The organism is Flagellimonas nanhaiensis (assembly GCF_003382275.1).
GTDB lineage: Bacteria > Bacteroidota > Bacteroidia > Flavobacteriales > Flavobacteriaceae > Flagellimonas > Flagellimonas nanhaiensis.
In genome coordinates this window covers 530330-542554 of the sequence record NZ_QTJX01000001.1, presented here as the reverse complement: position 1 = coordinate 542554, position 12225 = coordinate 530330, and the positions used below count along the sequence as shown (strand labels likewise).

The window sequence follows — 12225 nt, the reverse complement described above, 5'->3', positions numbered from 1 at the left end:
AATTAATCCCAGCGATTATTATTAAACTGGTTCCTTTTCCAATACCACATCATAATAAACCCAATCAAAGCACCTCCAATATGTGCAAAGTGGGCCACACCTGTATTCACATTCCCAATTCCAAATATAAGATCCACTGCGATCAATAGTGGTACAAAATATTTTGCTTTTATGGGAATCGGTAAAAATATCAACATCAATTTTGCTTCGGAATACATGAAAGCAAAGGCAACCAAAATACCGTATATGGCCCCTGAAGCTCCAACTGCAGGAATTTTAAGGCTTGTGTGCGCTTCAAAGACCGATTCAAAATCCAAAGTCAAAAAACTGGGATCGATTCCCTTTGTGGTCAAGACCTTGGAAGCATTTTCAAAGAATTTCTGTCCGACAAATTGGTTTCCAATTTGACTATCAACATTTAAAATCTCATAAAAAACTTCCTTGGAGATAAAACCGCTGATTCCATTATATGCTTCTTGAATGTAATAATAGTTTACGCCCGTATGCAACAATGCCGATCCCAATCCGGCTGAAAAGTAAAAGAATAAAAACTTATTTCTCCCCCAAACACGTTCCAGCGGGGTACCAAATGCCCATAAAGCGTACATGTTGAACACAATATGCATGAGACCGCCATGCATGAACATATGGCTGATTACTTGCCACCACTGAAAGTTATCGTTTTTGGGAAACCATAGGGATAACCATTGGTACATTTGTTCCCCATAAAGATTTGTAGCGAAAAACAGAATTACGTTGATGATCAACAAATGTTTTACCGCTTCGGTCAATCTACCCATTTAATTAAATTTTTTATCTATATCTCCTTCGGAGATGATCGTATACGTTAATTTTTGAGATGGACTCAAAGTAGGCTCCTTACAAGCAAATAAATTGTTCACCAGGGCCAACTGGGATTCCTGATCTAAATGTTCCCCGGTTTTAATGGCCAAGTTTTTTGAAAGCGCCTTGGACAACACCTCAGCTTGCGAAAATGAACCTTCTGAAAAACCTTCTTTGTAATCCGAAATCAAACGGTCCAATACCGTGCCAATTCCACTTTCTGGAACCATCAAGGGGACACCTGTCACTTTTACAGTCTCCTCTTCCAAACTCTCAAAAGCAAACCCAATATTTGTCAGACTTTCCTGGATTTCTTTCAAAATACCCAATTCTTGTTTGTTAAAACTAAGTTCTAAAGGAAACAACAGCTGCTGGCTTACCCCTTCTTTAACTGTAATTTCACTTAAAAACTTTTCAAAAAGGATACGTTCGTGGGCCCTATTCTGATGAATTACCAACATTCCTGATTTCACGGTGCTCACTACATATTTTCGTCTCAGCTGAAAAGTACTTGCTAAATGCTCCTGGGATTCATCCTCTGAATAAATGGACCCCTGCACCTGTTCCTCGGATTCTATGATCAAACTACTGAAGGCTTCCACATCGGCTTCCTTGTCAAGACCTTCGTACAGATTTTCCCAACCTTTGGCACTCACCTTTCGGTAAGAGTCTGTATGCTTCGTATTCTCAGTAGTCTCCTGAAATGGATTAAAGGATGAATCGACCGTAACATGCGGCAATACCGCCTCTTTTCCCTTAAAAGCATAGGGAGTATCCATATTTGGATCATGTTCAAAATCCAACACTGGTGCCACATTGAATTGTCCCAAGCTATGCTTTATAGTCGACCTAAGTATAGCGTACATGGTATTTTCGTCATCAAATTTCACTTCGGTCTTGGTAGGATGAATATTGATATCAATGGATGAAGGATCCACATCCAGAAACAAAAAATATCCTGGATACATATCCGATTTTATCAACCCTTCAAAAGCAGAGACTACGGCATGATGCAAATACGGGCTCTTTATAAAGCGATTATTGGCAAAGAAAAACTGTTCGCCCCTACTCTTCTTGGCAAATTCAGGTTTGCAGATGAAGCCTGTTACTTTTACCACTTCGGTCTCTTCGGTAACAGGAACCAATCTTTCATCCATCCGGCTGCCAAATACATGAACAATTCGCTGGCGATGTTTGGCCCTGGGCAGGTTAAAGATTTCCGACCCGTTATTGTAGAAATGAAATTCTATATCTGGATGTACCAGGGCAACCCGGTGAAATTCGTCGGTAATATGACGTAACTCTACTTGATTCGACTTTAAAAAATTACGTCGCGCCGGAATATTGAAAAAAAGGTTCTTAACGGCAATTGAAGTTCCTTTTGGCGTGGCAACTGCCTCCTGAGCTACTATTTTACTTCCTTCAATCTTAATATGTGTGCCCACTTCATTGTTTTCAGTGCGGGTCTGCATGTCCACATGCGCAATAGCAGCAATGGACGCCAAAGCTTCTCCCCGAAAACCCTTTGTGTTTAAATTGAAAAGATCCTGAGCTGTTGAAATCTTGGAGGTAGCATGCCGTTCAAAGGACAGTCTAGCATCCGTTTCACTCATTCCCACTCCATTGTCCACCACCTGGATGAGGGCTTTACCGCTATCCTTAACAATCAATTTTATGCTGGTAGATCCAGCATCAATAGCATTCTCAAGCAATTCCTTGACCACCGAAGCTGGGCGTTGGACCACTTCCCCTGCAGCTATTTGATTTGCGACATGGTCTGGTAATAATTTAATGATGTCGGCCATTAGGGATTCAGGAATATCGATAAATCAAAGTCTATTACAAAAAGGAACAATAGCACCAAAATGCCCACAATAATCAGAAATCGAAGTCGTAAGTTTTTATCACCTTCGGTCTTAAGATCCTCCATTGCCGAGGTAAACTTATTTTTGATTCCTCTTTTTGTATGTGCGGTAGTTCTGAATTTATCTAGTTTGTGTTCTATTTTATAAGGATTACCCTCACCTTTATAATAACGTGGTGAATAACTAAAGGATTTGTTCTTCTTAAGTTTTAGCGGATTTCGCATGGGTTCCTTTTCGGTGTAAACTCAAAGGTACTCAAAATTGAAAAAAAGGATTCGCGTGCGTTCCCAAAAAATGTTAACACAGAATTCTGTAGAAGATAAGTTTTAAAAGGGTGGCTTAGATGTTGCCCAATGTTGCCATTTTTATTGCAGCAATGGCGGCTTCCGTTCCTTTGTTTCCATGTTTGCCCCCGCTACGATCTATGGCCTGTTGCAGAGTATCGTCTGTCAAGACACAAAATATTACAGGGACATCATAGGCCAGGTTCAGGTCTTTGATCCCTTGGGCCGCTGCACCACAAACAAAATCGAAATGACTTGTTTCCCCACGAATTACGCTTCCAATCGCAACAATGGCATCTAGGTCTTGGGAAGTAATCATTTTTTTACAGCCATGGACAAGTTCAAAGCTACCTGGAACATTCCACCTCACTATATTCTCTTGAAGAGCACCACAATCAACTAAGGCATTAAACGCTCCTTGAAAAAGTGGTTCGGTAATAGTGTCGTTCCATTCAGAAACAACAATCCCAAACCGCAGTTTTTCCGCGTTTGGGATTTTTGATTTATCGTAAACAGAAAGATTCTTGTTTTCTGTGGCCATGGTTTAGTTTTGGGCCAATCCGATCAAGGCATCGATTCCAACGCCTTCCGGAGATTTAGGATAATCTTGCTTAATCTTTTCAAAGAAGCTCAAAGCTTTGTCCTTTTGTCCCAAATCCAATGCAACCACTCCGGCCTTATACAGGAATTTTGGTGTTGCAAATTCATTGGCTCCATGTGCAATGGCCTTTTCATAATACTCCAGCGCATCCTCTTGTTGGTTCAATTGCGAAAAGGCATCTCCTATTCCGCCTTTTGCCATTGCGCCCAACACGGCATCATCTGAAGAAAAGTCTTCCAAATGGGCAATAGCCTCATCATATTGCTGAAGGTTCAAATAGGTCATTCCCGCTGAATACTGAGCCAAATTGGCCGCTTTGGTACCTTTATATTCTTCAATGATATCCAAAAAACCAAACTTTCCTTCGGCACCATTCAAAGCTAGGGTAAACAAAGAATCCTTTTCGGTTTCACTTGCCAAAGCTTGATCAAAATATTGCTGCGGATAGAAAAGCTCGTTGGCCGCTGAGGCTTCCTTCGGCTTTTGTATGAACTGGTTGTAGGCCAAGTAGCCTAGAACCCCTACAGCAATGGCTCCAATAACTCCCAAAATATAATTTTGGTTCTTTTGAACCCAGGCCTCGGTCTTAGAAGCGCTCTCATCCAAAGTACTGAACACTTCTGCCGTTGTACTTTCCATTTCTTCTAGTTGGGCCTCTTCTGCTTTGTTTTTGGGTTTATAGCCTCTCTTCTTGTATGTTGCCATCGTCATTGAATTGGTCGCGCAAAAATAAAGTTTTTATCCAAAACCAAAAGGCAATTTATTCGTTATTTTTGGAATCCTTAATTGGTTCCCAAACCTGAAAAGCCACTTTTTCTCAAGCTTTCTATGTTTTTAAGACATTTATCTTTAGTTAATTACAAGAATTTCGACTCAAAAGTAATGGAGTTCGACCCAGTGATCAATTGTCTTGTGGGCGATAATGGAGTGGGCAAAACCAATGTTTTGGATGCCATTTACCACCTATGTTTTGGCAAAAGTTACTTTAATCCGGTGTCCACCCAAAACATAAAGCACAATACCGATTTTTTTGTGGTTGAAGGCGAATTTGAAAAGGAAGGCAAAACCGAAAAAATCGTTTGCAGTTTTAAAAAAGGGACCAAAAAGGTCATTAAGCGAAACGGTAAGGCCTACGAAAAATTCTCGGAACATATTGGTTTTTTGCCCCTGGTGATCATATCTCCATCTGATCGCGATCTGATTTTGGAAGGCAGTGAAACCCGGAGAAAGTTTATGGATGGGGTAATTTCCCAATCGGACAAGGGTTATCTACAGTCTTTGATCAAATACAACAAAGTATTGGTACAGCGAAATTCATTGCTAAAGTACTTTGTGGCCAACAACACATTTGATCCAGATACGCTAGCCATCTATAATGAGCAATTGCATAATCTTGGAACGGAAATCCATAAAAAGAGAATTGCCTTTATCGATGCATTTGTGCCTATATTCAAGGAACAGTATGCCCATATAGCCGAAAAAGACGAGCAGATTATGTTGGCCTATGAAAGCCAACTCACCCATTCCTCTTTGTTGGAACTGCTAGAGTCTAACCTCGAAAAAGACAGAGCGCTGCAATATACCAGCACAGGGATTCATAAAGATGATCTGAGTTTTACTATAGCAGGACATCCTATAAAAAAGTTTGGCAGCCAAGGACAGCAAAAATCATTTCTAATTGCACTTAAACTGGCACAGTTTCACTTTATCAAAGAACTGGCGAAAAACACGCCTATCTTGTTGCTGGATGACATCTTTGATAAATTGGACGAAAGCAGGGTGTCTCAGATTGTTTCCTTGGTTGAAAACGAAAATTTTGGTCAAATCTTTATTAGTGACACTCATGCGCAACGAACTGAAAGTGTGGTAAAAAGCATTCATCAGAGCTATAAAATCTTTACCTTGTAATCATGAAGCACGTTTCCTTTTTTCTAGTTTTTTTAATGGTCTGGGGATGCAAAGAGGAGTCTGTTTCAACCTCCGACCTCCATTTTCTAAATGGATATTGGGAAATCAATACCGTTGAATTTCCTGATGGAAACGAAAAACAATATAAGGTCAACCCCAACATTGATTTTATTTACTTGGAGAATGAAAAGGGGTTTCGAAAAAAAGTACAGCCCAAGTTTGATGGAACCTACACTACAAATAACGATTCAGAGGTTTTAGCGGTGCACAATCAAAATGGCAGTATTACTTTGCGTTACAAGAATGGGAACAATGAATGGGAAGAAAAACTAACGCAATTGGACTCTCTTTCTTTTTCTGTGGTCAACCAAGAAGGCCTAAAATACTCCTACAAACGTTTCCAACCTATTTCAATACCAAAATAATGGCAAAGCGAAACAACTCCCATATTCCCCTGAGTGATGCATTAAAAGAGTTTATTGCGGAGAACAAGCTCCAGAAGGGCATGGATAAAGTGGATGCCAAAGAGGCTTGGGCCAAATTAATGGGAAATGGGGTAAACAACTATACCAGCTCAGTTGAACTTAGAAATGAAACCCTATTTGTATCTCTTTCGTCTTCGGTTTTGCGTGAAGAACTAAGTCTTGGAAAAACCAAGATTATCGCCATGATGAATGAAGAGCTGGGAAGGGAATTGATCAAGAAGTTAGTATTACGGTAACCGAAAGAACGCCAGATTATTTTGAAAGAAGTCCTAAAAACAGAAAGGCTTTTAGTTGCTGAGGCTGTGGTTGAGGATGCAAAATTCTTCAAGTCCTTATTGAACAGCCCTACGTGGTTAAAGTTTATTGGTGATCGCGGAGTAAAAACTGAACGGCAGGCTGTGGCCTATATCACTTCCAACCTTATTCGTTCGTATAAGGAAAATGGATATGGACTTTATAAAATTTGCTTGAAGCAATCTCTAGAACCCATTGGTGTATGTGGTTTTTTAAAACGAACCTATTTGGAAAGTCCGGATATTGGATTTGCGTTACTTCCGCAATTTGAAGGGCAAGGATTTATGTATGAAGCTTCCAAAGCAATGATACATTATGGAGTGAATCATCTCAAAATAAATCCCATACTTGGGATTACCACCTCTGAAAACCAACGATCACAACGACTTCTTGAGAAGCTGGGGTTCAATGGAAGTGGAACCATAAAACCTGCTGGTTCCCGTGAAGAACTACTTCTGTACACAAACAAAAAAAGCCACTCTAAATGAGCGGCTTTTTGTATTGATTTTTTGTTGCTGTTAGAATATTTCCCTTCCAGAAAAGTGGAAAGCACCTTCTATGGCAGCATTTTCATCACTGTCAGAACCATGTACTGCATTTTCACCAATACTGGTCGCGTATAATTTTCTGATTGTTCCTTCAGCCGCTTCTTCTGGATTGGTCGCCCCAATGAGTGCACGGAAATCATCCACCGCATTGTCTTTTTCCAAAATGGCCGCTACAATAGGGTTTCGGGTCATGAAATCAACCAACTCCCCAAAGAAAGGACGCTCTTTGTGTATAGCGTAGAATTCCTGTGCATCCCTTTTGCTTAACTGCGTGTATTTCATGGCCACAATTTTAAAACCTGCAGCTGTAATTTTTTCCAGGATTGGCCCAATGTATCCATTTTCAACGGCATCCGGCTTAATCATGGTAAAAGTTCTGTTTCCAGTCATTTTTTAAAATTTTGCGCAAACTTACGTTTTTTCAATCAACGGACAAGGCCTAATAGCTCTGTTTTAGTTCCTGAAGGACCAATCCGTTCTCTCCCATAATCTTAAAATGGGCTTCCCTGTTCTTAAAATCCAATTCCAAGATACCATAGCTCGTACTGGACACTACATCCCCAACCCGAAATCTATTGGGTTCTTCTTTGAAGCTGCTATAGGAATGTGTGAGTCCACTGCTGGTAAAATCAACTAATGGGTACGACATGCCAGATAAATTTGTTCTTGAGAACTCGGAAATATGGCGATCTCCCGATAGAATAATCACCCCTTCCGCTCCGGATTTGGCAATCATTCTTTCAAGTTTCTCAACTTCTTTGGGGAAATTGCCCCAAGTTTCAAAGCCATGCTCTCTTGATAAGAACTGGATACTGGATACAATCAGATTAAAATCTGCTTTTGAAGTAGTCAATTTGTTCTCCAACCACTTCCATTGTTCCGCACCCAAAACGGTAGCATCGCTGGCTGTATTTAATCCGTACCGTCTATTTGGGCTGCGGTCACCCAGAAGTTCGCCTCTGAAATATCTTGTATCCAGCGCCAAAATTTGAACCTTTCCATTCGGAGTTTCAAACAAGTGCGAAGCATAAACCCCTTCCCTGGTCCTTCTTTCGCTGTCTGCAGGTACTCCCATAAAATCCAAAAAGACCTGCTGGCTCTCCCTTTTCATTCTAAACTCCTTACCTCCATCGTTCAATCCATAATCATGATCGTCCCAGGTTCCCACTACAGGAACTTTCGACTTTAACAATGCATAGCCTTCATTACTATCCTGTTCATTGTACATTTTCTTTAACAGGTCCATGTCATCGGTGTCGGCATAAATGTTATCCCCTCCCCATATCCAAACATCTGGGGCTTCTGCCAAAATATCATCCCAATACGGGTTTGGCATATATTGTTTGTTGCAAGAACCAAATGACACTACAAATGTGGAATTATCGGAGTCTAAGGAAGTTTTTTCACTACTGGTGGTCTGCACACTTTTGCAGCTCACCATGAGACCAATGATGCTGAAAAAAAGTAAGTTATACTTCATACTTTAGATTTGTGCCAACAAAAATAGGCGTTTACAGGTTACCTCTATATTATATTATTGTATCTTTGATCGCATGAATTTTGAGAATACCGAGACAGTCAAGTCAATTCTTTCCCAACCCCAACAAATCGTAATCATTCCCCATAAAAATCCGGATGGAGATGCTATGGGTTCGTGTTTGGGACTCTACGGCTTTTTAAAGGGAATTGGCCAAAAGGCGAACGTAATTGCCCCGAATGACTATCCAAAATTCTTGAAGTGGCTACCTGAAAACGACTGTGTCGTCAATTTTGAAAAAGAGAACCGTGAAGCTCTAGAATTGTTGGAAGAGGCCACAGTAATTTTCACCCTTGACTTCAATGATTTTTCCAGAACTGGACAAATGGAGCCTATTCTCGAGGCAAAGGAAGCTGATTTTATCATGATAGACCATCATCAACAGCCAAACGATTATGCCAGGGTTACCTATTCTGATGTAAGCATGAGCTCTACTTGCGAAATGGTCTACAATTTTATTGTAGCTCTTGGGGGCAATGATAAAATCACCAAAGAAATTGCAACTTGCCTCTACACCGGAATCATGACCGATACCGGGTCTTTTAAATTTAGATCCACCTCCAGTACCACGCACCGGGTGGTTGCCGACCTCATTGATCGAGGCGCGGAAAACATGAAAATCCACCAACAAGTTTACGATACAAATTCACCATCAAGACTACACTTATTGGGAGTTGCACTCAGCAACATGACCATACTCTCTGATTACAGAACAGCTTATATAACACTTTCTCAGGAGGAGTTGGATAAACATAACTTTAAAAAAGGTGATACTGAAGGTTTTGTAAATTATGGACTGACCCTTGAAGGAGTTAATTTTGCCGTCATTTTTATTGAAAATAAGGATGAGGGTATCATTAAAATCTCTTTCCGCTCTGTTGGTGATTTTTCGGTCAATGAATTTGCCCGAAAACATTTTAATGGCGGAGGGCATGACAACGCAGCAGGAGGAAGAAGCGAACAGAGCATGGAACAGACCCTAGAGCACTTCATTTCCATTTTAGAAACCTACAAAAATGTCTTGAACCCATGAGAGTTCTTCTGATGATTATAGCGGGACTGCTTTTCTTTAACTGCGGAGGTCCAGAGCCAAGAAGACCTATCAAGGTGAGGTCTGGTAGTTTTTTCAAAGAATCTGTGGAACGCAACAAGGCTTTGGTGGCCTTGGAAGAGCAATCAATAAGAAATATCATTGCTAAGGATACCTTGCAGGAATATGTATCAAACCCCAATGGGTTTTGGTACTATTTTGAGACAAAGAACGATACCGCCACCTACTTCCCTAAGACCAACGACCAAGTATTGTTTTCATACAACCTGATGACATTAGCTGGCGATACCATTTATTCAGCCAAAGATATTGGGCCTACCTCTTATGTAGTGGATAAGGAGCAACTGTTTCCAGGACTTCAAAACGCGGTAAAACTGCTTAAAATTAACGAAAAAGCTACTTTTTTGTTCCCTTCATTGCAAGCCTACGGCTATCATGGCGATGGAAATCTTATCGCCCCTAAAACACCATTGAGTTCCTCTGTGGAGCTTCATACAATAATTATTAACAAAGACAGTCTAAATCTAAAACCATAATACCATGAAACGATCACTGATTGCAATAACATTGTTCTCCATAGTGCTCTTCGGATGCAAGTCCAGCAAATATGCTGAACTTGGAGAAGGCATTTTTGCAGATATCCAAACCACCCAAGGTGATATCATTATAAAACTGGAACACCAAAAAACTCCTGTAACCGTAGCAAACTTTGTTTCCCTTGCCGAAGGAAACAGCCCTTTTGTAAGTGATAGCCTTAAAGGCAAGAAATATTATGATGGACTAATCTTTCACAGAATCATCAAGGATTTTATGATTCAGGGAGGAGATCCATCCGGTACAGGAAGTGGAAATCCGGGCTATAAGTTCAAGGATGAGTTCCATGATTCCCTCTCGCACAGTAAAAAGGGTATACTTTCCATGGCCAATTCTGGTCCCAAGACCAATGGAAGTCAATTCTTCATCACACACAAACCCACCCCATGGCTCGATGGAAGACATACCGTATTTGGCGAAGTAGTTACGGGCATCGATGTAGTAGACTCCCTTGCCAATGTGGAAACCGAGACTAGGGATAGGCCCAAGGTAGACGTAGTGATGAAAAAGGTAGAAATTGTACGAAATGGAAAAGAGGCCAAGAACTTCGACGCAATTCAGATAATGACCGATTATTTTGCTGAAGAAGAAGCTGCGGCGGAAGCTTTTAAAAAATTGAAGGAGGATATGATATCCGAATTCTCAAAACAAAAGGAAGAAGCCGAAGAAACCCCTTCAGGGTTAAGAATCCTTACTTTGGCCAAAGGGGATGGGGACAAACCAAAGGTTGGACAAAAAGTTTTTGTGAACTATGCCGGATGGTTGCCCGATGGTAGTTTGTTTGATAGTAATGTAGAGGAAGTCGCCTCAAAATTCAATCAATTGAATCCTAAACGTAGAGATCAAGGTGGCTACCAACCTTTCCCGATGGACTATAGCCCCGAAGCTCGTTTAATACCAGGTTTTAAAGAAGGTTTACAGACCATGAAGGTAGGGGACAAAGTACGATTGTTCATTCCTCCTCATCTAGGTTACGGTCCACAAGGTGGAGGACCCATACCACCAAATTCAGATTTGATATTTGACTTGGAGATAACTGGAATCCAAGAGTAGCACATTTCTAAAAAAACAAAAAGCCGTACATTTCAGTGCGGCTTTTTTTATTCCCGGCCAACATTGGGTATTTTAATTTTTTTTGATGGGACACAAGCTCAAGACTATTTTGGCAATAGCACTTCCTGTTCAGGTGATTCTGGTAAAATGGATAGGGCTATACCCTGAATTTGTCGAGAAATATTACAGTAACGGGATTTATCCACTAATCTCACGATTTTTAAGAATCCTATGGGGTTGGATTCCCTTTTCAGTGGGGGATTTGCTCTACACGCTACTATTTGTGCTGGCAATAAGATACCTTTTCAAAAATTGGAAATCCATTAAGGCCAAACCTCTTTTCTTTTTAAAGAATATCGCAGTCGTATTGTCAATTGCATTTTTTCTTTTCCATTTTCTCTGGGGCATGAACTATTACAGGCAGCCCATCACCAAAAACTTAGGAATTGAAAAAGAATATACCTTAAAGGAACTTACTGATTTCACATCCTATCTCATTGAAAAGAGCAACCAATACCAGTCAGAAATAGCTGGTGATACCATGTCCCCTGTCCAAATTCCCTATACCAGAAAAGAAATTTTCAAGAAAACGAAAGAAGGGTATACTATATTGGAAAAGAGTTATCCCAATTTTGAATACAAAAGCAAGAGTTTAAAATCTTCAATTTACAGTCTAGCCTTGACCTATATGGGCTACGGCGGCTACTTAAATCCATTTACCAACGAGGCCCAGGTCAATGGAATTACCCCCTTGTTCCGATTACCTACGGTTAGTGGCCACGAGGTTGGGCACCAACTGGGATACTCCGCCGAAGATGCCACTAACTTTATTGGCTTTCTGGTAACCGTAAAAAATACTGACCCCTACTTTAAATACGCCGCATATTCTCATGCCCTTTCCTACTGCCTATCGGATTTATCAAGAAAGGACAACGAAAGGTTCCAAGAGCTACTTGAACAGATCAACCCTGGAGTGAAAGAAAATTTTAGAGAGGTTGCAAAATTTTGGGAACGCTATGAAAATCCGTTGGAGCCTGTTTTCAAATCCATTTTCAATGCATTTTTAAAAGCCAACAACCAGCAAGAAGGAATCAAAAGTTATCATGCCGTGGTAGAACTTTTGATCAATTACGATGCAAAATATGGCTTCTAACATCCTGTT

At 40.5% G+C, this 12225-nt stretch carries 15 protein-coding genes; 8 read left to right on the top strand and 7 right to left on the bottom strand.

The features are described from left to right. Positions 1 to 2: 2 nt before the first annotated feature. The 5 genes from DX873_RS02580 to DX873_RS02560 all read right to left on the bottom strand — a co-directional run bounded on the left by DX873_RS02580 (position 3) and on the right by DX873_RS02560 (position 4298). Positions 3 to 800, bottom strand: a complete 798-nt coding sequence (locus DX873_RS02580) for a rhomboid family intramembrane serine protease (protein WP_116182959.1) — start codon at positions 798 to 800, stop codon at positions 3 to 5. Continuing rightward, positions 801 to 2648, bottom strand: coding sequence for a DNA mismatch repair endonuclease MutL (gene mutL, locus DX873_RS02575; protein ID WP_116182958.1), 1848 nt, complete (start codon positions 2646 to 2648; stop codon positions 801 to 803). Further along, positions 2648 to 2932 carry a riboflavin synthase subunit beta gene (locus DX873_RS02570; RefSeq protein WP_116182957.1) on the bottom strand — a complete coding sequence of 95 codons (285 nt, stop codon included), beginning with the start codon at positions 2930 to 2932 and terminating at the stop codon, positions 2648 to 2650. The genes mutL and DX873_RS02570 overlap by 1 nt, the downstream gene beginning before the upstream one ends. A gap of 115 nt (positions 2933 to 3047) precedes the next feature. Continuing rightward, positions 3048 to 3533, bottom strand: a complete 486-nt coding sequence (gene ribH, locus DX873_RS02565) for a 6,7-dimethyl-8-ribityllumazine synthase (protein ID WP_116182956.1) — start codon at positions 3531 to 3533, stop codon at positions 3048 to 3050. Positions 3534 to 3536: 3 nt separating this feature from the next. Further along, positions 3537 to 4298, bottom strand: a complete 762-nt coding sequence (locus DX873_RS02560; protein WP_116182955.1) for a tetratricopeptide repeat protein — start codon at positions 4296 to 4298, stop codon at positions 3537 to 3539. A 123-nt stretch (positions 4299 to 4421) separates the two neighbouring features. Here DX873_RS02560 and recF point away from each other — a divergent pair, with 123 nt between their 5' ends. The 4 genes from recF to DX873_RS02540 are packed head-to-tail and all read left to right on the top strand — an operon-like array spanning position 4422 to position 6768. After that, a complete protein-coding gene (recF, locus tag DX873_RS02555; protein ID WP_116183786.1) occupies positions 4422 to 5501 on the top strand; it encodes a DNA replication/repair protein RecF in 1080 nt (359 codons plus the stop codon). A 2-nt stretch (positions 5502 to 5503) separates the two neighbouring features. Then, the gene (locus tag DX873_RS02550) at positions 5504 to 5926 is read left to right on the top strand and encodes a hypothetical protein (protein WP_116182954.1); all 423 of its coding nucleotides are present in this window, start codon (positions 5504 to 5506) and stop codon (positions 5924 to 5926) included. After that, positions 5926 to 6222, top strand: coding sequence for a DciA family protein (locus tag DX873_RS02545; RefSeq protein ID WP_116182953.1), 297 nt, complete (start codon positions 5926 to 5928; stop codon positions 6220 to 6222). Before DX873_RS02550 ends, DX873_RS02545 begins: the two co-directional genes overlap by 1 nt. 21 nt (positions 6223 to 6243) lie before the next feature. Next, positions 6244 to 6768 (top strand): GNAT family N-acetyltransferase, encoded by a 525-nt coding sequence (locus DX873_RS02540; RefSeq protein WP_116182952.1) that lies wholly within the window; start codon positions 6244 to 6246, stop codon positions 6766 to 6768. A gap of 30 nt (positions 6769 to 6798) precedes the next feature. Here DX873_RS02540 and DX873_RS02535 read toward each other — a convergent pair whose 3' ends face one another. Together DX873_RS02535 and DX873_RS02530 are read right to left on the bottom strand one after the other, a co-directional pair. After that, positions 6799 to 7218, bottom strand: a complete 420-nt coding sequence (locus DX873_RS02535; protein WP_116182951.1) for a nucleoside-diphosphate kinase — start codon at positions 7216 to 7218, stop codon at positions 6799 to 6801. A 49-nt stretch (positions 7219 to 7267) separates the two neighbouring features. Beyond that, the gene (locus tag DX873_RS02530; protein WP_116182950.1) at positions 7268 to 8308 is read right to left on the bottom strand and encodes an alkaline phosphatase D family protein; all 1041 of its coding nucleotides are present in this window, start codon (positions 8306 to 8308) and stop codon (positions 7268 to 7270) included. Positions 8309 to 8381: 73 nt separating this feature from the next. Here DX873_RS02530 and DX873_RS02525 point away from each other — a divergent pair, with 73 nt between their 5' ends. The 4 genes from DX873_RS02525 to DX873_RS02510 all read left to right on the top strand — a co-directional run bounded on the left by DX873_RS02525 (position 8382) and on the right by DX873_RS02510 (position 12216). Next, positions 8382 to 9398, top strand: coding sequence for a DHH family phosphoesterase (locus DX873_RS02525; protein ID WP_116182949.1), 1017 nt, complete (start codon positions 8382 to 8384; stop codon positions 9396 to 9398). Then, on the top strand, positions 9395 to 9952 hold the full coding sequence (gene gldI, locus DX873_RS02520; protein WP_116182948.1) for a gliding motility-associated peptidyl-prolyl isomerase GldI: 558 nt from the start codon (positions 9395 to 9397) through the stop codon (positions 9950 to 9952). Before DX873_RS02525 ends, gldI begins: the two co-directional genes overlap by 4 nt. Positions 9953 to 9956: 4 nt before the next feature. Further along, positions 9957 to 11063, top strand: coding sequence for a peptidylprolyl isomerase (locus DX873_RS02515; RefSeq protein ID WP_116182947.1), 1107 nt, complete (start codon positions 9957 to 9959; stop codon positions 11061 to 11063). Between the two features lie 85 nt (positions 11064 to 11148). Continuing rightward, positions 11149 to 12216: a DUF3810 domain-containing protein gene (locus DX873_RS02510; RefSeq protein WP_116182946.1), complete on the top strand. Its 1068-nt coding sequence runs from the start codon at positions 11149 to 11151 to the stop codon at positions 12214 to 12216. The last annotated feature ends 9 nt before the right edge of the window (positions 12217 to 12225 follow it).

Excerpts from the sequence above, each read along its gene's own strand:
- DX873_RS02580 (WP_116182959.1), bottom strand. The coding sequence starts at position 800 with ATGGGTAGATTGACCGAAGCGGTAAAACATTTGTTGATCATCAACGTA.
- mutL (WP_116182958.1), bottom strand. The coding sequence starts at position 2,648 with ATGGCCGACATCATTAAATTATTACCAGACCATGTCGCAAATCAAATA.
- DX873_RS02570 (WP_116182957.1), bottom strand. The coding sequence starts at position 2,932 with ATGCGAAATCCGCTAAAACTTAAGAAGAACAAATCCTTTAGTTATTCA.
- ribH (WP_116182956.1), bottom strand. The coding sequence starts at position 3,533 with ATGGCCACAGAAAACAAGAATCTTTCTGTTTACGATAAATCAAAAATC.
- DX873_RS02560 (WP_116182955.1), bottom strand. The coding sequence starts at position 4,298 with ATGGCAACATACAAGAAGAGAGGCTATAAACCCAAAAACAAAGCAGAA.
- recF (WP_116183786.1), top strand. The coding sequence starts at position 4,422 with ATGTTTTTAAGACATTTATCTTTAGTTAATTACAAGAATTTCGACTCA.
- DX873_RS02550 (WP_116182954.1), top strand. The coding sequence starts at position 5,504 with ATGAAGCACGTTTCCTTTTTTCTAGTTTTTTTAATGGTCTGGGGATGC.
- DX873_RS02545 (WP_116182953.1), top strand. The coding sequence starts at position 5,926 with ATGGCAAAGCGAAACAACTCCCATATTCCCCTGAGTGATGCATTAAAA.
- DX873_RS02535 (WP_116182951.1), bottom strand. The coding sequence starts at position 7,218 with ATGACTGGAAACAGAACTTTTACCATGATTAAGCCGGATGCCGTTGAA.
- DX873_RS02530 (WP_116182950.1), bottom strand. The coding sequence starts at position 8,308 with ATGAAGTATAACTTACTTTTTTTCAGCATCATTGGTCTCATGGTGAGC.
- DX873_RS02525 (WP_116182949.1), top strand. The coding sequence starts at position 8,382 with ATGAATTTTGAGAATACCGAGACAGTCAAGTCAATTCTTTCCCAACCC.
- gldI (WP_116182948.1), top strand. The coding sequence starts at position 9,395 with ATGAGAGTTCTTCTGATGATTATAGCGGGACTGCTTTTCTTTAACTGC.
- DX873_RS02515 (WP_116182947.1), top strand. The coding sequence starts at position 9,957 with ATGAAACGATCACTGATTGCAATAACATTGTTCTCCATAGTGCTCTTC.
- DX873_RS02510 (WP_116182946.1), top strand. The coding sequence starts at position 11,149 with ATGGGACACAAGCTCAAGACTATTTTGGCAATAGCACTTCCTGTTCAG.